This is a genomic window from Vibrio sp. 10N.261.51.A4 (assembly GCF_041471945.1).
In the GTDB taxonomy this organism is placed as follows: domain Bacteria; phylum Pseudomonadota; class Gammaproteobacteria; order Enterobacterales; family Vibrionaceae; genus Vibrio; species Vibrio crassostreae_C.
The window spans coordinates 1-22,019 of record NZ_JBFRPJ010000120.1; the positions used below are offsets into that span (position 1 = coordinate 1).

Annotated in this window: 17 protein-coding genes; 8 read left to right on the forward strand and 9 right to left on the reverse strand. The window is 44.4% G+C overall.

Annotation, left to right across the window (positions count from 1 at the left end; all coding sequences use genetic code 11):
• Positions 1 to 696, forward strand: a 696-nt coding sequence (locus AB4384_RS22440; RefSeq protein ID WP_372130141.1) for an IS110 family transposase, incomplete at its 5' end; no start/stop codon positions are given.
• Between the two features lie 445 nt (positions 697 to 1,141).
• Here AB4384_RS22440 and AB4384_RS22445 read toward each other — a convergent pair.
• Together AB4384_RS22445 and AB4384_RS22450 are read right to left on the reverse strand one after the other, a co-directional pair.
• On the reverse strand, positions 1,142 to 2,335 hold the full coding sequence (locus AB4384_RS22445; RefSeq protein ID WP_017064366.1) for an acetate/propionate family kinase: 1,194 nt from the start codon (positions 2,333 to 2,335) through the stop codon (positions 1,142 to 1,144).
• A gap of 743 nt (positions 2,336 to 3,078) precedes the next feature.
• Positions 3,079 to 5,148 carry a DEAD/DEAH box helicase gene (locus AB4384_RS22450; RefSeq protein WP_080582207.1) on the reverse strand — a complete coding sequence of 690 codons (2,070 nt, stop codon included), beginning with the start codon at positions 5,146 to 5,148 and terminating at the stop codon, positions 3,079 to 3,081.
• 309 nt (positions 5,149 to 5,457) lie between these two features.
• On the opposite strand from AB4384_RS22450, the gene rnb reads away from it, so the two are divergent.
• On the forward strand, positions 5,458 to 7,464 hold the full coding sequence (gene rnb, locus AB4384_RS22455; RefSeq protein ID WP_017059497.1) for an exoribonuclease II: 2,007 nt from the start codon (positions 5,458 to 5,460) through the stop codon (positions 7,462 to 7,464).
• Positions 7,465 to 7,652: 188 nt separating this feature from the next.
• Entirely contained in the window at positions 7,653 to 8,483 is an 831-nt protein-coding gene (locus AB4384_RS22460; protein ID WP_017064362.1) for an AraC family transcriptional regulator, read from the forward strand.
• A gap of 184 nt (positions 8,484 to 8,667) precedes the next feature.
• Here AB4384_RS22460 and AB4384_RS22465 read toward each other — a convergent pair whose 3' ends face one another.
• Positions 8,668 to 9,030, reverse strand: a complete 363-nt coding sequence (locus AB4384_RS22465; RefSeq protein ID WP_048606017.1) for a DUF3024 domain-containing protein — start codon at positions 9,028 to 9,030, stop codon at positions 8,668 to 8,670.
• Between the two features lie 253 nt (positions 9,031 to 9,283).
• Between AB4384_RS22465 and AB4384_RS22470 the strand changes: the two genes are divergently transcribed.
• Positions 9,284 to 10,099: a phosphate ABC transporter substrate-binding protein gene (locus tag AB4384_RS22470; RefSeq protein WP_372130142.1), complete on the forward strand. Its 816-nt coding sequence runs from the start codon at positions 9,284 to 9,286 to the stop codon at positions 10,097 to 10,099.
• A 75-nt stretch (positions 10,100 to 10,174) separates the two neighbouring features.
• Here the strand turns inward: AB4384_RS22470 and AB4384_RS22475 are convergent, their stop codons facing one another.
• From AB4384_RS22475 to AB4384_RS22485, 3 genes are all read right to left on the reverse strand, one after another.
• On the reverse strand, positions 10,175 to 10,861 hold the full coding sequence (locus AB4384_RS22475) for a MaoC family dehydratase (protein ID WP_017059493.1): 687 nt from the start codon (positions 10,859 to 10,861) through the stop codon (positions 10,175 to 10,177).
• A 333-nt stretch (positions 10,862 to 11,194) separates the two neighbouring features.
• Positions 11,195 to 14,347, reverse strand: a complete 3,153-nt coding sequence (locus AB4384_RS22480; RefSeq protein ID WP_048610782.1) for an efflux RND transporter permease subunit — start codon at positions 14,345 to 14,347, stop codon at positions 11,195 to 11,197.
• An 11-nt stretch (positions 14,348 to 14,358) separates the two neighbouring features.
• Positions 14,359 to 15,495, reverse strand: a complete 1,137-nt coding sequence (locus AB4384_RS22485) for an efflux RND transporter periplasmic adaptor subunit (protein WP_048614803.1) — start codon at positions 15,493 to 15,495, stop codon at positions 14,359 to 14,361.
• A gap of 259 nt (positions 15,496 to 15,754) precedes the next feature.
• Between AB4384_RS22485 and AB4384_RS22490 the strand changes: the two genes are divergently transcribed.
• Complete coding sequence (locus AB4384_RS22490; protein WP_004737813.1) at positions 15,755 to 16,198, forward strand: dCMP deaminase family protein; 444 nt, start codon at positions 15,755 to 15,757, stop codon at positions 16,196 to 16,198.
• A gap of 144 nt (positions 16,199 to 16,342) precedes the next feature.
• On the opposite strand, the gene AB4384_RS22495 is transcribed toward AB4384_RS22490, so the two are convergent.
• The 3 genes from AB4384_RS22495 to pepT all read right to left on the reverse strand — a co-directional run bounded on the left by AB4384_RS22495 (position 16,343) and on the right by pepT (position 19,098).
• Positions 16,343 to 17,185: a mechanosensitive ion channel family protein gene (locus tag AB4384_RS22495; RefSeq protein ID WP_048606011.1), complete on the reverse strand. Its 843-nt coding sequence runs from the start codon at positions 17,183 to 17,185 to the stop codon at positions 16,343 to 16,345.
• 136 nt (positions 17,186 to 17,321) lie between these two features.
• Entirely contained in the window at positions 17,322 to 17,789 is a 468-nt protein-coding gene (locus tag AB4384_RS22500) for a DM13 domain-containing protein (protein WP_048606009.1), read from the reverse strand.
• A gap of 76 nt (positions 17,790 to 17,865) precedes the next feature.
• Positions 17,866 to 19,098 (reverse strand): peptidase T, encoded by a 1,233-nt coding sequence (gene pepT, locus AB4384_RS22505; protein ID WP_372130143.1) that lies wholly within the window; start codon positions 19,096 to 19,098, stop codon positions 17,866 to 17,868.
• 349 nt (positions 19,099 to 19,447) lie between these two features.
• On the opposite strand from pepT, the gene AB4384_RS22510 reads away from it, so the two are divergent.
• The 3 genes from AB4384_RS22510 (at position 19,448) to AB4384_RS22520 (ending at position 21,928) form a co-directional block, all read left to right on the forward strand.
• Positions 19,448 to 19,594, forward strand: coding sequence for a hypothetical protein (locus AB4384_RS22510; RefSeq protein WP_372130144.1), 147 nt, complete (start codon positions 19,448 to 19,450; stop codon positions 19,592 to 19,594).
• A 372-nt stretch (positions 19,595 to 19,966) separates the two neighbouring features.
• Positions 19,967 to 21,019, forward strand: a complete 1,053-nt coding sequence (locus AB4384_RS22515) for an aldo/keto reductase (protein WP_086968532.1) — start codon at positions 19,967 to 19,969, stop codon at positions 21,017 to 21,019.
• 174 nt (positions 21,020 to 21,193) lie between these two features.
• The gene (locus tag AB4384_RS22520) at positions 21,194 to 21,928 is read left to right on the forward strand and encodes an RNA methyltransferase (protein ID WP_017067486.1); all 735 of its coding nucleotides are present in this window, start codon (positions 21,194 to 21,196) and stop codon (positions 21,926 to 21,928) included.
• The last annotated feature ends 91 nt before the right edge of the window (positions 21,929 to 22,019 follow it).

The following is a 22,019-nucleotide window of genomic DNA, read 5'->3' on the forward strand; positions in this document are numbered from 1 at the left end:
TCATTGGAACAACAAGCTATGCATTCTTTAGAAACTAGCCGTAGATTCTTATCTCGTAGTGTTGTTTCCCTAGCTCTTCACATTAGAGGGACAATTTTGGGCTACGGGATAGCAAACCCTAGAGGTGAAAAAGGCTTAAAAGCGTCGGTTCAAACCGTGCTTGATGGCGATACACCAATACCCTCCAATGTCGTATCCGTTCTGTCGATGCTTTGGGAGCAATATAAAGAACTTAAAGCAAAACTCATCGCATTCGAAAAAGAGAAAAATGCTTTAACCCGTCAGATAGAGCCGTGCCAACGATTAATGGGCATTGAAGGGGTTGGTGAAACAACTGCTGCGATGCTCTATACAACTCTTGGTGATGGAAAGCAGTTCAAGAATGGAAGACAAGCTTCAGCATTTGTTGGTCTTACACCTAAACAGCACAGTTCAGGAGGCAAAGTTTTTATGATTGGGATCGATAAATGCGGTGGTGTGAAGGAGCTACGCTCGCTTCTTTATCTTGGCGCAATGTCATACGTTGGGCGACTACCCGAAAAACCGAAGACTCAGAAGGACGCTTGGTTGAGGAACATCATAGATCGTATCGGCTTCAAGAAGGCCTGCATTGCACTGGCTAACAAAGTGGTACGTACTGCGTGGGCAATGCTTCGGTATGAGACTGAATATAAACCAGTATTACTCACTCATTAATCACTACCAAATTTTTAAATTTTACAAAATGATGATGCATAAAAGGTAAGACCAACCTACTGAGAACCTGGCCATTCTGTCATGCTGTAAAAAGCTGCTAGCGCGATAAGGACAGTAGGTGCGCAAAACATCAAAGGCTAGAGGGTAGCTCCTTCAATAAGAAGCCGAATATACGACCGCATCTTAACTTTTATTGCCAAAATCACTTTGTAAATACGTGGATTCCATATATGAAATGGGGCAAGCAATGATCGCGCTTAGAAAAGTCTGGGCATCACAAGCCAGCCCTAACATCACTAGTTTGAAGCTACAAAATGATTTGCCGAAATCAATAGAATGAGTTTTGACTATCTCGCTATAAGGCCACTTAGCGATGGTCTATCCAACATATAAGATCAAAAAAGCGAGCACTAAGCTCGCTTTTAACTATCTGTTTTTGAAAAAATTACAGCAGTTCAACCGACTGCTGGGCGATCACGAATTCTTCGTTGGTTGGAATAACCATTGCTACAGCGTCTAACATTTCAGACTTAGCGATGATCCCTTCAGCACCAAAGCGAGCAGATTCGTTACCTGCTACATCTTCAACGAAACCTAGAATCTTAAGGTTGTTTAAGATCTCACGACGAATTGGTAGAGAGTTCTCACCGATACCACCAGTGAAGATGATACCGTCTAAAGAATCTAGCGTTGCTAGGTAAGAAGCAACGTATTTCGCTACGCGGTAAGTAAACACCTCAAACGCAAGCTTAGCGCCTTCGTGGCCCTCTTCCATTGCTTCTAAGATGCCACGAGCATCGCTCGTAAGACCAGACACGCCAAGGAAGCCAGACTCCTTGTTTAGAGAGTTAAATACTTGCTCTTGTGACCAGCCTTTCTTAAGTAGGTATTCGATGATGCCTGGGTCTAGGTCACCACAACGTGTGCCCATCATTAGGCCTGAAAGTGGTGTGAAGCCCATAGAAGTATCAACACTGTTACCATCTTTAATAGCACATACAGATGCGCCGTTACCTAGGTGAACAGAGATGAAGCTCGATTTTTCGATTGGCTTGTTAACCATCTTCGCAGCTTCACGGCTAACGAAGTAGTGGCTAGTGCCGTGGAAACCGTAGCGACGTACGCCGAAGTCTGTGTATAGCTCTTTTGCGATTGCACCAGTGAATGCACGTTGAGGCATTGTTTGGTGGAAAGCAGTATCAAATACAGCGAACTGAGGTAGAGAAGGGAAAGCTTCAATTGCAGCACGGATACCGATAGCACCTGCTGGGTTATGAAGTGGAGCTAGGTCAGATAGGCTTTCAATTTCGTTCGTTACTTCTTCAGTAATGCGAACCGTTTGAGTGAACTTCTCACCGCCGTGAACGATACGGTGACCGATAGCCACGATATCAGCCGTGAAGCCTAGGTCTTCCATCAGGCCAACCAATTTGCCAATGGCAATTTTGTGGTGGTTATCTTCACCTTGAATGGCAATTTCAGTTTTCTCGCCTTGGAATTTCCAGCTCATACGAGCATCTTCAAGACCAAAACACTCCCCTAGGCCACTTAATACTGCTTCACCAGAAACAGAATCGATTACAGCAAATTTTAGGGATGAACTACCCGAGTTAATAACCAGAACAAACGAATTAGACATTGGATATGGATCCTGTTTCAGTACGAATTGGATGAAGTGTTTACTTCAATTTTAGTTAAGTCCATTATTCAATAATTTTTGAATCTTTCAACTTTTGTTTTGAAAAAATCACTAAATGAACACAATTAAGTTGATCTTGGTCATTAAATTATTTATTTCGAGAGCGGAATTAAAAAATAGTTGAATAAGAAAATTAATGAACAGGTGACGCAAACGAGTGCTCACGTTATTTTTAACTTGATTCAGTTAATTAAAGCGACTCGAACAAATGCAGGTGATCCGCTTGAAAAACAACCACCCTTCCCTGTCGTCTGCTTATCATTACCGATAACTTTTTGCTCGATTTCTCAATTGCTCAGTGTTTGCATCAAAAAGCTCACTGAAGTTGAGAATAGTGATCTGATCTTATTTTGATTGCCTTCGAGCACAACTCTACGAATAGATGCACTGTAACGACGCTTAGATAGCCTTCACTCTTTGTTTCAGCATCTTGTAGCACGTTCTTTTGGTATAGGCTTAGAACGCGATACAGCTAAGTTTTGGCACTAACATTCGTTCTAGGCGCGATGCTTAGTTTCATGGACGAAGCATAGTTACAGGAACGAAGCTTGATTAAAGTAAGTTAGCTACGAATATCGAGCCAACCAAAGCTTAAGTTCAAATAACAGGCACAAAAAAGCCGAGCATTACGCTCGGCTTTTAAATTCAGTGTCTAGACCTAAAGCGTCTAAGCGACAGGTTGATTAACCTTCGTTGCGCTCTGGACGACGACCACGGTTACCACCGCCATTGCCGTTACCATGGCCACGTTCGCCACGGAAGTTACCACGGTGATCGCCACCACGGTTACGGTCGAAACGACGTTCGCCATCACGTCCGCCAGCAGAGTTACCATCGCGAGCACCATCACGGTTGCCACGGTATCCACCACGACCGCCTTCACGGTTACCACCTTCGCGGTTGCCGCCTTCACGGTTACCACGGTAGCCGCCACCATCACGACCGCCACGGTTGCCACCACGGTTGCCATCACGACCGCCGCCGCCACGACGAGGCTCACGGAAGTCATTGAAATCAACAACTACAGCGCCAGCTTCTTTTTGACGAATGCGAAGTTTGCTTAGCTTACCAGCAGTTTCAGAGTTCATTGCTTTTGGCAGTTGAACGTAAGTAGAACCTTGGTCTAGCTTGATAGCACCGATAGAACCTTTAGTTAGGCCAAGTTCGTTTGCTAGTGCGCCAACGATGTCTTTAACCTGAACGCCTTGCTCACGGCCAACTTGTAGTTGGTAAGTATCCCAATCTTGAGTATTGAAGTTGCGACCACCACCGTCACGGCCGTTGTCACGATCTTCACGACGCTCTTTGCGACGGTTCTTATCACGCTCAATAGCAGCGATCATTGGGTCTTCGCCAACGTAGAATAGTGGGCTCTTACCTTGCTGACGCTTAAGAAGCATTGCAGCTAGAGTAGCAGCATCAACTTCTAGAGACTCTTGAAGAGTAGAGATAAGACCTGCAAAGTTTTCTAGTGCTTTGCTTTCTTTCTCAGTTTCAAGTTCAGCGCCAAGCTTAGCAACACGTGCAGCAGCAACTTGGTCACGTAGAGGAAGTTGAATTTCTTCCATTTGAGACTTAGTTACGCGCTCGATTGTGCGAAGCATGCGAATTTGGTTAGTGCGAACTAGTAGGATCGCTTTACCTTTACGTCCAGCACGGCCAGTACGACCAATACGGTGGATGTAAGATTCAACATCGAATGGGATGTCGTAGTTGAATACGTGAGTGATACGTGGAACATCAAGACCACGAGCTACAACGTCAGTTGCAACTAGGATGTCGATAACACCTTGTTTGATGTGATCAACAGTACGCTCACGTAGAGACTGAGGAATATCACCGTGCAGTGCAGCAGCTTTGAAGCCACGTGCAGATAGCCAATCAGCTAGACGCTCAGTGTCTTGACGAGTACGTACGAATACGATTGACGCGTCAGTTTCTTCGGTTTCTAGAAGACGAGACATTGCTTCGTCTTTTTCTACGCCTTTAACAACCCAGAAGTTCTGCGCTACTTTATCAACTGTGTGGTTAGTACCAGCAACGTCAACTTTAGCCGGGTTACGTAGGTAACGGTCAACAATAGTCTTAACCATTGGAGGCATAGTTGCAGAGAAAAGTACACGTTGTGCAGATTCTGGAGCTTGCTCTAGGATCCAAGTAACGTCATCTACGAAGCCCATTTTCAGCATTTCATCTGCTTCATCAAGAACAAATGTGTGTGCTTCATCTAGGTGTAGACGGTCACGAGTTAGTAAGTCTTTAACACGACCTGGAGTACCAACAACAATGTGAGCACCGCGGCTTAGAGCACGCATTTGGTCAACAATTGAAGCACCACCGTAGATTTCAATAACTTTAAGACCTTTGATATCACGGCCAAGGTTTTTGATTTCCGCAGCAACTTGAATCGCTAGCTCACGAGTAGGAGCCATGATGATTGCTTGTGGTTTGTGTTGGTTCAGGTTGATTTTGTTAAGTAAAGGCAGAGAGAATGCTGCTGTTTTACCAGTACCAGTCTGTGCTTTACCTAGTGCGTCACGGCCTTCAAGAAGAAGAGGAATAGCTGCTGCTTGGATTGGAGTCGGAGAAACGAAACCCATGCTATCAAGAGCTGAAAGAATGTTATCGTTTAGGGCTAATTCATTAAATTGAATTACAGATTCGGACATTGGGATCCCACTATATATAAGTAAACAAAAGGTCCCGGGAGCTCTATCAATTCCAATACTGATCCAATCAGATACTGATTCCATTCAGAGTTACGAAGCAGTAATAAAACACTTCAAGCCATTAGGGACGTCTAAGGGAGGCGGATTATTCCCTAAATGCATAAAAAAATCCAGAAAAAATTGAAATACATCACATATTTTTCGCTTTTACATCAATACTGGTTATCATATCGTCAAAACTTGATGAATATCTCGTCACAGCACCCATCTCCTAGCAAATTGACCTAGTTAAATAAGAGGGCAATTAATTAACGCTCACTTCGCCTTTAAGTAGTAATCAAGCCTCGCAATGATTATAGTGTGCTCAATTGTCCTCGATAGATAAAAGTCAAAATGTTTCAAGATAATCCTCTACTCGCTCAGCTCAAGCAGCAAATCCAAGAAACCCTCCCTAAAAAGGAAGGTACCATCAAAGCCACTGAAAAAGGTTTTGGTTTTCTCGAAGTTGATAGCAAAACAAGCTTCTTTATCCCGCCTCCGTACATGAAGAAGTGTGTGCACGGTGACAAGGTGATTGCCATCATTCGCACAGAGAAAGAGCGCGAAGTAGCAGAGCCTGAGGAATTGGTTGAACAAGGTCTTACTCGCTTTATTGCACGAGTTAAGCTTTTCAAAGGCCGATTGAACGTTGTTCCTGATCACCCGCAGCTCAAAAAACTGCAACTTAAAGCGAAAGCAATGAAGGGTCTAAACCCTGAAACGCTTAAAGAAGGTGACTGGGTTGTTGCTCATATCGTTCAACACCCATTAAAAGGTGACAACGGATTCTTGGCTCAGATCTCTGAGAAAATCACAGACGCTGACGACAAGATTGCACCTTGGTGGGTAACGCTGGCACAAAACGATCTACCAAACAGTGAGCCTGAAGGCATCGACAACTGGCTAATCAACGATGACGCCGATCTTGAACGTGTAGACATGACGCACGTCCCTTTTGTGACTATCGATGGCGAAAGCACAAAAGATATGGATGACGCGCTTTACGCGAAGAAGAAAGAGAACGGTGATTTTGAACTGACTATCGCAATTGCTGATCCAACGGCTTACATCTCTCCAGATGATGCGATGGATAAAGTGGCACGCGAGCGCGGTTTCACTATCTACCTTCCTGGTCGCAACATCCCAATGTTGCCTCGTGATCTTGCTGACAACCTATGTTCACTGATCGAGAACGAAGTTCGTCCTGCACTTTGCTGCACAGTAACGGTATCTAAAGATGGCGTTATCGGTGATGACATTAACTTCTTCGCTGCAAACATCAAATCTCATGCTCGTCTTGCTTACGACAACGTATCAGACTGGCTAGAAACAGGTGCATCAGAGAAATGGCAACCATCAGAAGAGATTGCTGCAATTGTTTCTGATCTTCACCAATTTGCTCAAGCACGTTCAGCATGGCGCTCAGCAAACGCTGTTGTGTTCCCAGATCGCCCTGACTACCGCTTTGAACTGAGCGAAGATAACGATGTTGTCGCTATCCACGCTGACATGCGTCGTAGCGCAAACAAGCTGGTTGAAGAATCAATGATCAGCGCGAACATCTGTGCGGGCCGAGTACTAAAAGAGAGCTTCAACCAAGGTGTATTTAACTGCCATTCTGGTTTCAAGGCTGAGAAAATCTCCGACGTTCTTGAACTGGTAAACCCGCAAGCGGAAACGCCGTTCACTGAAGAGCAAATCATTTCTCTAGAAGGTTTTGCTACTCTACGTCGTTGGTTAGGTTCTTTAGATAACAGCTACTACGACAACCGTATTCGTAAATTCCAAGCGTATAGCGAGATCAGCAATGAGCCTGCACCGCACTACGCGATGGGATTAGATATTTACGCAACTTGGACTTCTCCAATTCGTAAATATGGCGACATGATTAACCACCGTATGCTTAAAGCACACATCTTAGGTAAAGCGCCAATTCAAACACCAGATGAAACTATCGGTGATGAACTTGCCCTGCACCGCCGTCACCACGGCATGGCTGAGCGTAATGTTGGCGATTGGTTGTATGCTCGCACTCTAGCCAATGCTCCAGCAGAAGAAACTCGTTTCCAAGCTGAGATTTTCGATATTAACCGTGCAGGTATGCGTGTACGTTTACTTGAAAATGGTGCTGCTGCATTTATCCCTGGATCTCTCATTCTTAATAATAAAGAAAGAATAGAGTGCAACGGTGATATGGGTACTGTATCTATCGATAAAGAAATGGTATACAAACTGGGGGACGTTTTAGAAGTAGTTCTCTCTGAAGTTAATCAGGAAAACCGTAACTTAGTAGCAAAACCTACTCAAGTATTTGCGGACTTGCCTAGCGAGCCTGAAACGACAAACGAAACCGAAGCTTAAAGGCTTTAACAGCTACAGCTTTCAAGGTTACGGCTTTCAAGGTCAAAGCTATCAAGGTCAAAAGCTTCAAAGGTTCACTTCTAAAGGCGCTAATTATTAGCGCCTTTTTTGTAAATGTCTCATGCTTAAACAATACTTAAAAAAAACAATCAATAAGCAATCAATTTACAACGTCAAAGAAGCTCACTATGTCATCAATCACAGTTACTCAGTTCAGAAACTTCATTCCCAGGAGACGAGAACGTTATCCTGCCTCTAAAAACGGTATCTTTATAGTGTCGAAAGGCAGCATTTCTTTTGTGTTGCCCAATGGTACTCAAGCCTCGTTGCAAGCGGGAGATTTCACCCTTTACAATTCTGGTCAGATTAAAGACATCACGGTTAACACTGAAAATGGCGAATTCAGCGCAACCTGCTTAGATTTTGATTTGGCTATCTTTCAAAAGTTCATTAATCAGTTCAGCGATTTAGAGTCCGCTCGAATCCCAGACAAGTACATTAAGTTCAATCAAACGGATACTGAGCTCTGTCAGTTGAAAGATCTCATCATGTCACTGGCCAACTCTTCTTCTCAGAATGACTACGCACTCACTCAATTAGGCTTAAGTTTGCTGTCTTTGATGGTGGAACAGTACCCAGCTCTATTGGCTATTATTGCTCGAGCTTCAAGGTTAACCGTGACCCAAAGAGTCATTCATTACATCGAGCAAAACATTGAAAACAATATCTCTTTGGATACGCTCGCCAGTTACATGGGAATGTCACCGGCTACGCTTAAACGTCGCTTATCGGCTGAAGATCTGTCGTTCTCAAACTTATTAAAGATAAAACGTATTGCTCATGCAGCCACTCAGCTAAGAACATCGGATAAGTCGATCACTCAAATCGCGTATGAGTCAGGCTTTAAAAGTGCCGCTCACTTCAGCACGGCCTTTAAAACGTATCACGGAAAAACACCAAAAGACTTCCGATCGCTAGTGGCACAAGCACAACTGCAGAGCGTAAAGCCGCAAGTTTAAAGAAACAAAGCGATAGATTGATGTGGACGTCTTAGTTGGGAACTGGTGTAAACCAAGTGGCTTCAATATTAAGCCACTTGGGTGTGGGATGAGATGATTTGGCTTTGGGATTCAGTGGTTGAGTTTTGATACTCATTGATTCAGCTTTGCGAGCAGGCCACCAGCAAACGTGAAAACAGAGTGACTATGACCAGAAGTACGATTTAGGGTCTTTTTCTATTTCCGCCAAAATAGCATCAAGATCCTTCGATTTAGGAAGGTACGGATACGGCCCCCAATTCACAGAGTCGGTTTCGACATCCCCTTCAAGCGGCACCATCACTAACCAACAAGATAACGACTCATCAAAGGTCACGCAGACGATCTCGTTTGTATAGTCACTGTGAGATGAGTCGAGTAGATAATGCGCCTGAGAAAACAGCACACCACCCTCACACTCTTCATATAGGGATTTACCTAGCTCGACAGGTAAACTGCGATTTCGAGATGTACAGAGCTTCTCAGCCCCAATTAAAAGACGATTCAGTTCGATATGAATGACGGACATAACACCCCTTGTAACTTCATAGAAACTTCTAAGTAGTGAATTCCTCTACTTAGCTTAGGACTCAACAAACATTTTAGCGAACAAGCGCAATCAAAATACCCGCCCTGCTCCCAGAAACGAATCTTGCTCTCGTAAACCCAAAAAACTATCACTCATCAATCAAACAGCTATACATCGAGCGTATGGAATTTCACAAAAGTGTCATATAACCGACCTATCATATGCGACAAATGTTATTAACTAGGAGTTGTTTATGTTACGAGTCGCGCTTGCCTCTCTTTTATCCTTAGCCCTGTCTTCTCATGCTGCTTTAGCACAAGAAACCACTATTTCGGGCTCCACTTCAGTATCACGAGTGATGGATGTATTAGCTGAGGAGTACAACAAGACTCACCTTGATAACTATATTGCGGTTCAGGGCATTGGTTCTACAGCAGGTATTACCATGGTTAATAAAGGTGTCTCTGACATCGGTATGAGCTCGCGTTATTTAACCGACCGCGAACAGGACGATAAGTTGAAGGTATTTCCAATTGCCTTTGACGGCCTAGCTGTCGTAACCAACCGTTCAAACGCTGTAAACAACGTTACACGTGAGCAGCTGTTCGATATCTACAAAGGCAAAATCACGAACTGGAAAGCTGTGGGTGGCGCAGATCAGCCTATCGCAGTTGTCACTCGCGAAGCGTCTTCTGGTTCACGCTACAGTTTCGAAAGCTTGCTTGGTTTAACAAAAATCATTAATGACCGTCTAGTGTCTGACATCAACCCAAATAACTTGGTTGTAAACAGCAACAGCATGGTTAAAACGATTGTTAACCATAACCCGCACGCGATTGGTTTTATCTCTGTTGGTTCAATCGACCGTTCGATTAAGGCAATTACATTTGAAGGCGTAGAGCCAACATCTAAGAACATTGCTAACCACAGCTATGAATTGGCTCGCCCATTCTTGTTGCTGCATAAGACAGACTCAGTTTCTGACGAGAGCAAAGACTTCATCAAGTTCGTGAAGTCAAAGCAAGGGCAAGACCTTATCGAAGAGTACGGCTACACTCGCATTAAATAAGTGAGTGAGTTTTATCTTATGAAAAAAAAGAGAGAGCATTAAGCTCTCTCTTTTTTTGGAATCTATGTGGTTCGTTTAGAAGTGAAGTTGAATCACTGAAACGATCACAGCGCCAGGACGACGAATACCTTCGATTTCTACGCGGATTTCGCGTTCAATCTCTAGGCCTTTCTTAATTGGCGTTACTTTTGTTAGCGTACTTTTAGCACGAACGTTACTGCCCGATTTAACAGGGTATGGGAAACGTACTTGGTTAAGACCAATGTTTACGACCATCTTCGCTGTTGGGAATTGAGACTTGTCAGGGTCAACACTGTCAGTCAATCGAGGAAGCAGAGATAACGTTAAAAAACCATGTGCGATGGTTGTTTTGAACGGCGAATCTGTTTCCGCTTTTTCAGGCTCAGTGTGAATCCACTGCATATCTTCAGTAACAAGGCCGAACTGGTTAATACGGTCTTGACTTACATTGATCCAGTCGCCAGTATGGATGACTTCACCGATCTGCTGATTAAGCTCATCAAACACAAGTTGTGCTTCTGGCTTAAGTACGATCGGCTGTTCTACCGGCATCTCTGGTGCATCTTCATTGACAGCAGGTTTGTGGTGATCACGAACCCACGCAAAGAAATGGCTATTTTGCGTACGATTAAGAAAGTCGCCCCAGTAATCTCTAAGAGCTGGAGACATCCATTGCATAAACTCTGAGTGTTGCGAAGACATGCTATCGCCTCGGTGTTTAAATAAATCAATGACTTTCATAAGAACCTCAATGCACAAAAAATTTCAATATAACTTCGTAATTTTGAAACACTTCACACTATTGTGCAAATGTTTTCGAGCATACAACCGTTAGCTGAACCTTGTTAAAATCATATTAAACATACACTTACCAATAAAACATCATTTTATTACAAAACCCAAATTAGAGTGTTAGCTCTATCACATAACAAACATTTGTTTATATAAAAGGCGTTTTTATTCATAAGTGAAATAAAAAAAGGCTTAGCGCAATGCTAAGCCTTAGTTTTTACAAGGAATTAGTTTCCGAGGGTTAGTCTTGTAAGAGACGACTCTTACAAGACACTCAATCCCCTATTCATCATCAAGCGGAACCAGTTTGGTATTACCACCGTGTGCTTTCTCACGCTTACGTTGCACGAATGCGTAGAAGCCAGGGATTAGGAACGTACCCGCCAATAACACACACAACAGACCGCCGATCAGTGAAATACCCAGAGAGTTCTGACTCACGTGGCCTGCGCCCGCAGCGAAGATAAGCGGGAAAATACCTAAGATGAACGACCAAGACGTCATGTTCACAGCACGGAAACGCAGCGTACCGCCCTTCACCGCCGCATCTTCAATCGGTGCATCTTTCTCTTCACGCTCAACCTTTGCGAATTCCACAATCAAGATTGCGTTCTTCGCGGCCAAGGCTATCAAGAGAACCAAACCTATTTGTGCATAAAGGTTTAGCGGAGTGCCCGTTAGATTCAATGCTAAGAAGGAGCCTAAGGTTGCGACAGGTACCACGAGGATAATCGCAATCGGAATTGTCCAACTCTCGTATTGAGCCACCATAAACAGGTAGATGAAGATCAAAGCCAGTGCGAAAGCAAAGATCGCTTGGTTACCTGCGAGTACTTCTTGGTAAGCCATGCCTGTCCATTCGTACTGGTAACCCTGAGGCAATACTTCTGCAGCTACGCGTTCCATTGCCGCAATCGCATCACCACTTGAGTAACCTTCTGCAGGTTGACCTTGAATCACCGCACTGCGGTACATGTTGTAACGCCATGCTACATCCGGTTCGAAGATCTGGTCGTAAGTCACCAATGTGCTTAACGGGATCATCTCGCCATTAGACGAACGAACGTGGAATCGTTGTAGGTCGTCCATGCTGCTACGGTGTTCACTGTCAGCTTGCATGGTTACGCGGAAGTTCTTACCAAACATGGTGAAATCATTCACATACAGAGAACCTAGGTTACCTTGTAGTGTTTGGAAGATTTCCGACAACGGAATACCAAGTTGCTGCGCTTTCTCACGGTCAATGTCAACATAGTAGTGTGGTACATTGGCACGGAAGGTACTGAATGTATGTGAAATCTCAGGCTGTTTTGCGGCCTCAGCAATCACGTCATTCATAACCATAGCTAGATCAGTACGGCTACGACCTAATGTATCTTCAAGAACGAACTCAAAACCAGACGCTGCACCCATACCCGGTACTGCTGGAGGTCCCATTGCAAATACAATCGCTTGAGGCAACTCTGTTGCTGCTCGACCGTTAATGCGTTGTGAGATGGCTTGCGCTGAATGTTGACCGTCCAGTGCGTTACGCATATCCCAATCATGCAGCTTGATAAATAGCGATGCGCCATTCGAAGCAGAAGCGCCCGTCATGAATGCATAGCCATTAACCAGTGTTACGCCATCAACACCCGGCTCTTGCTCAACCATCTCTAGCAATTGCTCAGTCACATCTTCTGTACGAGACAGTGATGCCGCGTCAGGAAGCTGCACGTTAACCAGCAAGATGCCTTTATCTTCTTGAGGTACAAATGCCGTAGACGTAGTTTTCGCGAAGTAAGTTACCGCCGCTAGTGCCACAACAAAGAAGGTAAACAGTAGAACACCCTTTTTCACAAGGAAGCCTGCAATTTGACCGTACTTGTTGGTTACGGATTCAAGACCACGGTTAAACGCTTGGTACCAACGTGCTGTGTTACCACCGCCCTGTTTAAGAACCAATGAACACAATGCTGGTGACAGCGTTAGTGCGTTAATAGAAGAGATAACAACCGCAATACAGATAGTCAGAGCGAACTGACGATACATGATGCCGGTGATACCTGGCAGCATGGCTACCGGAATGAATACTGCTAACAGAACCAATGTAGAAGTAATGATCGGACCCGTTACTTCTTTCATCGCGATGAGCGTTGCTTTACGCGGCGAAATGGTTGGGTCTTTAGCCATCGTGGTATCAACGTTCTCGATAACCAAGATCGCATCATCTACTACGATACCAATCGCTAGTATCAAACCAAACAGAGTTACCGTGTTGATGGTGAAACCCGTCATCTGCATGATGGCAAACGTACCAATCAAAGATACCGGAATCGCGACCACAGGAATCAAGGTTGCACGCGCACTACCCAAGAACAGGTACGTTACCGCAATAACCAGCAAGATAGCTTCGATTAGGGTCTTTACTACCCCTTTGATCGACTCAGCAACGAATACTGTGGTGTCATAGCTCGCCTCATAAGCAACGCCTTCAGGGAAGTTTTTGCTTAGATTGTCCAGCATCGCCATTACCGCTTTACCACTTTCCAGCGCGTTAGCGTCTGATTGAAGTGAGAGCGTTACGATTGAAGCGTCTTGACCACGGTATTTACCATTGCCGTCGTAGAACTTTTTACCAAGCTCAACACGTGCGATGTCTTTTAAGTAAACCGTTGAACCATCTTGGCTAGCGCGAAGCACAACATTTTCAAACTCATCAGCCGTTTCTAGTCGGCCTTTGGTTACCAAGTTGAACTGCACTTCTTGTGCGTTGTCGTAAGGTGCTGCACCAATACGGCCAGCCGCTACCTGAACGTTCTGTTCAGCCAAGGCGCGATTCACGTCAGAGGTGGTTATATTGAGGTTAGCCATTTTCTCAGGATCTAACCAAACACGCATCGCGTATTCGCCACCACCCAATACGTTAACTTCACTGATGCCCTTCACACGAGCCAGCTGGTCTTTAATGTTCAAGTTCACGTAGTTGATCAGGAATTGGTCGTTGTACTCACCGTTTGGCGAATAGAAGTTCAATACCATCAAAAGGTCCGGAGAACGCTTCTTAACCGTTACACCCACCATTCTTACTTCTTGTGGAAGCTTCGATTCGATCTGAGCAACTCGGTTCTGAACGTTGACCTGAGCCATATCTGGATCAGTACCAACATCAAAGGTCACGTTAAGGTTGTATGAACCATCGTTAGCACTTTTAGAAGACATGTAGATCATATCTTCTACGCCGTTAACCGACGTTTCTATGGGGTCGGCTATCGCCTGTTCCACCACTTCAGCACTTGCGCCCGTGTAGAATGCCGAAACACTGACCGACGGTGGACTAATTTTTGGATATTCAGCCACTGGCAAGATAGCGAGAGAAATCGCACCCGCCAGAGTTAAGATTATGGATATAACAAGGGCGAATTTAGGCCTTTGAATAAAGAAACGACTTAACATAAATAGTCCCCTTACTCAGCTTGTTCAGCAGAAGCTTGAATACGAACAGACATACCATTACGTACACGCTGTAGGCCTTGAGTGATGACCGCGTCGTTTTTCTCTAATCCAGAATGAACAATCACGCCACCTTCAATCTGGCGACCCATCTCGATGTTTCTGCGCTCAGCAACGGGTTCGGCTTCGCCTTCAACTAATACCATCACGAAGTCACCTTCGAGGTCGGTCTGCACTGCGCGACGAGGAATAGTCACAACATCAATAGGTTGTTTTTCACGTAGATCAACGCGAACGTGTTGGCCTGGAAGTAGTTGCTGGTTCGGGTTATCGGCAATCGCACGCATCGCGATCGTACCAGTGTTGAGGTTGATACGGTTGCCCAAGAAGTCAAGCTGACCTAGGTGTTCGAACGCTTCACCATTCTCAAGCATGATTTGAACTTCAACACCTGCAGAGTCGCTGCTGCCGTCGCCTTCGATGCGGTCCATACCCAGCTCAATACGCTCACGCTCACTGATGCTGAACGATGCGTGGATTGGGTCTAGGCTAACCAAAGTCGTCAGCACACCTGAAGACGGTGAAACCAGATCACCCGTGCTCACTTTGGTATCGCTAATACGGCCAGAGAAAGGCGCGATGATTTTGGTATGAGAAAGCTGAACATTCGCAGCATTTAGCTGTGCTTGGCTTGCTTCAAGCTGTGCTTGAGAACCTAACAAGTTTGCGGTTAATGCATCGAATTCAGATTGAGAAATACTGCCTTTAGGAAGTAGATTTTTACCACGATTAAAATCAAGCTCAGCTTTTTTAAGGTTCGCGTTCGCTTGAGCAACAGACGCTTTTGCGCTTGCTACTTCGGCTTCAAACGAAGAAGGTTCAATTGAGTAAAGCAATTGACCCTTTTCAACCATTTGGCCTTCATTGAAATGACGGCTTTGTAGGTAGCCAGAAACCTGCGCTGTAATAGCCGTGTCTTCAACGGCTTCTATACGACCGATATACGACTTACTTTGCTGGTGAGAAACAACGCTAACATCCTGTACAGCTACGAGAGGTAAAGGTGCTTGCTTGGCATTTTGAGCATCTTGCCCACACCCAGCAAGAATAAGAGAGCTTGCAAGAGCAGTAAGGATCAACTTTTTACGCATGGTTATACCGTCACTTATTAGTATTTGAACAGCATAAAATTTACGTAACACCTCTGTTACCATTGTCCGAGGAATATCAATTATAACTGGCCAAAGTGTATCAATATGTTAATTGAAACCAAGTGCTTATAAAGTGATTACAAACACGCTACAATTCCTAAGTAAATCAATCTCTCAGCTTTTGTTCTCTATGGATATTGTCTAACATAATGTATTGTCAGACAGATAAGCATTCACATTTAATTGTTAAGGAATTCTCATGATTTCAAAATGGGCTAAACGTTTCTATCAAATGGCGGAATTGGTCGGTTCTTGGAGTAAAGATCCTTCAACTCAAGTCGGCGCCGTAATCACTAAGCACAACCGCATTGTTTCTGTTGGTTTTAATGGCTACCCACATGGCGTGTCTGATAGTGCGGATACTGATGACAGAGAGATGAAGTACCTCAAGACGCTTCACGCTGAAGAAAATGCAATTTTATTCGCTAAGCGTGATTTGGACAGCTGCGAAATCTGGGTGACGCATTTCCCTTGTCCAAACTGTGCTGCAAAAATCATCCAAACAGGTATTTCAGCGGTACATTGCCCAGAGCAAAGTGAAGATTTCCTTTCTCGCTGGGGCGACAAGATTAAAGTTAGCCAAGATATGTTTGAGCAAGCTGGTGTACAAGTGGATTGGTTACCACTAGCTGACCTAGATTAAGCTAACAGATAGCAAGAACAAAAAAGCCGAGAGTCGATATTATCGCTCTCGGCTTTCTGTTGTTTGGACTTATAGTTTGGTCGCTATATTTTGGAAGCTATAGTTTAGAGGCTATAGCTTGGTCATTGTAAACTGATGAGCAAACTAAGCGCTCGTTGGGAATGCTTCCGCGTACGCTTCCATAAAGTCTTTACGAATATCTTGCTCTAAATGAATCGCTTTTTCGGTCGGACAGAAGATCATAAAGTGCACTTCTTGCTCACCTGTCGAACTACTTGTGATATGGATGTGAGGCTCAGAACCCGGAAGGTCAACGCCAGCGTGCTTTTCGATCACACCGTTGTAACGGCGGGCAACATCGATAAACTCTTCGCAATGCTCTTCAATTTTCACAATAAGACCCGGTACCATAGGGTATAGGTTTACAAAGTCTTTCACCGTCACAAAAAAGTTATGATAAACATAACGCTTCATGAAGTTGAGGTTCTTTACCGGATAAGTGAAGAACATACTATTAGGCAGCGTGGCTGTCTTGCCAGTGAAGTGATATTGCCCATGATACAAATCGATTTCTTGAATCACAGTCGCCATCAAATTGTGCTCAATCACCTCACCGCTGATTTTACCCACTTCGATCCAGTCGCCAATTCTAAATGAACGAGAACTCGCACGCTGAATAGAACCAGTGAAACACAAAATGATCTCTTTTGAAGCGACGACTATAGCAACAGCAATGGCAGTTACTGACAGCGCAAACTCGCTGATTTCGGATTTCCACAGCACAAATAACGTCACTACAATAATCGCGAATGTGCCGTTTTTGGTTCGTGACATCCAGTTACGTTGGTCTTCGCTAAGGAAAGCAACATCACCTCTTATTTGAGATAAGGTGATTCGGCGAATGATTAAAATAATAGTGATAATCAACGCACTAAAAATAAACTTATGAGCGAGTAGAAAATCAATTACTTGCCACAACTTTTCCATTACTTATTCCTTAGCATTACAACAGTTAGCTTTACAACGGTTAGCTTTACAAGAAAGCCGCTAATATCCTTTCTATGAAAAAGCGCTCAACTCCTGAGCGCTCGTATACATTCTGGTATTAGCCTAGCTAAGGCTATCATTTTATCTTGGCAGAAGTAATAAATTGACCAAAAGTTTCACACCAAATCACAACCGTATTAAATCGATTAAGATCAGTACCTTCAGGCAGCTCAACCATAAACCGATCAAATGTTTTCACATCTCCGACTCGAAGTAATTCGCTCTTGCTGTCATTGAATGCCTGCTCGGTTTCAATAAATTTAGGTGATAGGTAAACTTTGTAATCAGGCCCCGGTGCCAGTTCACCTTCAAAAGCTATCGCATTTTCAGAAACCGAGACGATACCTTCTCCCCAATGCAAGAAGTCACTGTCTTGTCGATCTTTAGTGAACTCACCCGTGTAAATAGCCTGTTGGCTGATCGCTTCAACCGAACTTGAAGACGGAGAATCAGGCTCAATCAAGATAGGTAGTGCATAGACACCAAGCCCAAAACCAAAAGCACCCACGGCTAAGTGGGTGCAAAGTAAAACTAACTTTTTCATCGCGTACTCCCTTATGCTTAAAGAGAGTATTATTGAATACTCTCAAAAATACAAAGAGATATAACGCTCTGATGTTCTATTTTTGGTAATGCGTTGCTGTACGTTGAGACAATTCAACAATCACTTTTACCGCTTGCTCCATACCTTGAATGGTAATGAACTCATGAATACCGTGGAAGTTGTAGCCGCCAGTAAAGATATTCGGACATGGTAGCCCCATGAAAGATAAGCGAGCACCGTCTGTACCACCTCGAATAGGCTTGATCATTGGCTCAACATCGCACTCAATCATCGCTTGCTTCGCCAATTCGATAATATGTTGATGCGGTTCAACCATCTCTTTCATGTTGAAGTAGCTATCGGTTAGCACCAGCTCAACACAGCCTTTCTCAAGACGCTCATTCAGCTCGTCCACTTTCTGCTGCATGAATACCTTACGCGCTTCTACACCCTCGCGTTCAAAATCACGGATGATGTATCCCAGTTCAGAGCGAGCCACACCCATTTCAGCTGATTTCAGGTGGTAAAAACCTTCATAACCTTCTGTGCACTCTGGTGTTTCTTGCGTTGGCATCATCAATTGGAATTGCGCCGCGATGTTCATCGAGTTCACCATTTTACCTTTTGCGGTACCTGGGTGAACATTCACGCCATGACAGATAACATCAGCGCTCGTAGCATTGAAGTTCTCAAATTCCAACTCCCCTACTGGGCCACCATCGATGGTGTACGCCCACTCGGCGCCAAACTTTTCAACGTCAAACAGGTTCGCACCGCGACCAATCTCTTCGTCCGGCGTGAAACCAATGCAGATGTCGCCGTGTTTGATGTCTGGATTCGCTTTCAGGTAAGCAATTGCACTGATGATTTCAGCGATGCCCGCTTTGTTGTCGGCACCAAGTAGAGTTGTGCCGTCAGTCGTAATAAGGTCGTGACCATGTAAAGAATCAAGGTCTGGGTATTGGCTTGGGCTCAAACTCTCGCCACTTTTACCTAATTCAATCGTTCCACCTCGGTAATCTTTAATCACTTGCGGTTTCACGTTGGCGCCTGATGCGTCAGGAGCGGTATCCATGTGCGCCACAAAGCCAATCGCGGGCACTGGATAATCGACATTCGACGGCAGTTTCGCCATCAAGTATCCATTGTCATCTAAAGACACATCAACTAAGTCTAATGCCACCAATTCTAACTTTAAGGCTTCAGCAAAGGTAATCTGACCCGGTGAACTTGGGCATTGCTGATTAGAAGGATCGGATTTGGTATCAAAAGTAACGTAATTCAGAAAACGTTCTACAAGCTTTTCCATAATTCATCTCACCATGGATTAAGTAATTGATTTACTGACCTAGTTATTAAGATAGATAAGCGATGTATTGTTATATAAATACAAACGCAGAGTCAGTAGCGAGGTTTTTCATCTTACGCCCCTGACCATGTATGTAATTGCTCTAAATCATTATTGTGCGAAATTAGATGCGCTTCCTATACTTGAAAACAGAGGGTTTCGTCAGTTCAACATTGCATACGGATGATAAGAGATCGCTTTGTACGCATTCTACGCCCTCCGCTCTCAGCCTAACAAAAGTACAAAGTGGATGATGATCACAATTTATCCTTGATGCAGAATCTGTCATACGTTACACGGAGACACAGTTATGACGATTAATAAATATTTCATTTTCTCTCCTCAAGCCTCTGAGGAAACGCTTCGACCAGTATTAACTGAGAAAGAAGTTCAAAGGCAGAAAGCTCTAAGACAGGCGCAAACCCAGGGTGGGTTAGACACAAACGCGACCTCGTAACTCAATGAATACCTAGCACTATAAAGACCCCTATAAAAAAGCTCTACGCTCTATCCTGTAGAGCTTTTTTTATTTTTGATCGGTTATCCTCTCTCCCGCCCCCAAAAAAGCGGCTAATTAAACCTTCGCTCATTGCTTGTTGTTCTTCACTTCTCGCGCACCGTTTGGCTCATAGTTTCTCGCGAATGTATTTTCACGTATTGCACACGCTAGCTTACGGCGCTGAGAAATGACTCACTAAACTCCGCGATGCCATACCTTGTCGTGTCATTTTGTGCTAATAATTCATATTCGTTTTCATTCCTCACTCGCCCTCTTTTCAAAACTATAATGCGAGTACCAGAGAACCTAACCACAGGAACCCCGAATTCAATGGAATATTCAAAGCTAGGAAGTAGTCAAATTCCCGTTTCCCGTATCTGTCTTGGCAGCATGACTTGGGGGCTACAAAATACGCAACAACAAGCAGACCAACAGATCGAATACGCATTAAGCCAAGGTATTAACTTTATCGATACCGCAGAGATGTACGCGGTTCCACCTTCTCCAGATACCTACGGCAAAACAGAAGCAATCATTGGTAACTGGTTATCGCGTAACCCACAGCGTCGCCAAGAGTTGATCATCGCGAGCAAAATTGCCGGACCTGGACTTCCTTGGGTTCGAGATGGTGGGCCGATAACCGGTGAAGCCGTGATCGCCGCGGTTGATGCGTCATTACAACGCCTACAAACAGACTATATCGACCTTTACCAACTTCACTGGCCAAATCGCACTACACCTCACTTTGGTAAGCATTTCCCGAATCACATTCGATTCAGTGATATTGACCGAAAGCAGCATGAAGCCGAGATGTTGGAGATCCTTCAAGCATTAGCGAGTTGCATTAAGGCGGGTAAGATTCGTCATGTCGGCCTTTCAGATGACACCACTTGGGGCATTAACACTTACCTTAAGCTGAGTGAAAAACACGATTTGCCACGTATGGTTTCGATTCAGAATGAATTTAGCTTGCTGCATGCAAAAGACTGGCCATATCTGATTGAGAACTGTGTGCATGAAGATGTCGCTTACCTGCCATGGTCACCTTTAGCTGCAGGCATGTTGAGTGGAAAGTACATTGATGGCGCAAGGCCTGAAGGCAGTCGTTGGACTTACATGCAACGTAAAGGCATTTTCCGTGACACTGAATCTGCCAACGAAGCGGTTAAAGGCTATGTTGAAGTGGCGAATGCTCATGGGTTCACTCCGAGCCAACTGGCATTGGCTTGGTGTAATCAAGTGGATGGGGTGACGTCCACCATCATTGGTGCAACCACCATGGAGCAGCTAAAAGAGAACGTAGCCGCTTTCAGTAAACCGTTATCAAAAGAGATCCTAACTGATATCAACACGGTCTTTAAGCGCTATCCTGCTCCGTATTAGGCTGCAGTTCAGCTTAACTTAGGTGAGTGAACCCCATAAGAGCGCGCTATTTAGTGCGCTTTTCTTTTTTAAGTGGATCGCTTTTGCTTTTTATATGGATCGCATTGAGTCATCACGCTTTTGGTTCGCCAACCTTTGCTCTATAATGCGCGGGCTTATATCTAGGATAAAAACATGATTTCAAAAAACCAATTAAAACTCCTTCGTGCTTTGGGCCAAAAGAAACAACGTAAAGCCCATGGCCTGTTTCTAGTTCAAGGTGAAAAGAACGTTCTTGAGCTGTTCAATAGTGACTTAGTGGTGAAGAACGTCTTTGCTACCGCTGATTTCTTATCTGAAAATCATGCTTCACTGATTGAGTTTGATTGTGTTGAAGCCTCGCTGGATGATCTAACCAAAGCGAGCACTTTGGTGAGTAACAATGCCGCGATTGCGGTTGTTGAGATCCCAACGTTTGAACTACCAGAAGCAACTGGGTTGATGATTGCACTTGATGGCGTTTCAGACCCTGGCAACCTAGGTACGATTATTCGTGTAGCAGACTGGTATGGCATCAAGCATATCGTTGCGAGCAGCGATTGCGCAGACCCATACAACCCTAAAACGATCAGCGCGACTATGGGCAGCTTTGGCCGAGTACACGTAAGCCAAACTGACTTACCCGCTTACTTAGAGCAAGCGAACCTACCGGTTTACGGCGCATTTTTAGAAGGCGAAAGTGTTCATAAGACTGAGTTTACTGCCAACGGCATTTTACTTATGGGTAGCGAGTCTCACGGTATTCGTGAACATGCAGCCAAATACGTGACGGATAAGATTACGATTCCAGCATTCGGCGGCGCGGAGTCTTTAAACGTTGCAATGGCGACAGGTATCATTCTCGACAACATGCGTCGTCAGCACAGCTAGACCTCTAAGCTAACTAGCCACTCGACAGTGTTCAGATATTAAAAAAGGCGTATTGATTAAATCAGTACGCCTTTTTATTTGAGTTCTTTTC